The organism is Klebsiella sp. 2-CIP_Kleb., assembly GCF_050378715.1.
Lineage (GTDB): Bacteria > Pseudomonadota > Gammaproteobacteria > Enterobacterales > Enterobacteriaceae > Klebsiella > Klebsiella quasipneumoniae.
On sequence record NZ_JBNRLG010000039.1, the window covers coordinates 1 to 222 of the forward strand.

General features: G+C 54.5%; 1 rRNA gene. It reads right to left on the minus strand.

The features are described from left to right. Window positions 1-222, minus strand: a 16S ribosomal RNA gene (locus ACQUTP_RS25735); the annotation flags it as partial.

The following is a 222-nucleotide window of genomic DNA, read 5'->3' on the forward strand; positions in this document are numbered from 1 at the left end:
ATATGCCATTGTAGCACGTGTGTAGCCCTGGTCGTAAGGGCCATGATGACTTGACGTCATCCCCACCTTCCTCCAGTTTATCACTGGCAGTCTCCTTTGAGTTCCCGGCCGAACCGCTGGCAACAAAGGATAAGGGTTGCGCTCGTTGCGGGACTTAACCCAACATTTCACAACACGAGCTGACGACAGCCATGCAGCACCTGTCTCACAGTTCCCGAAGGC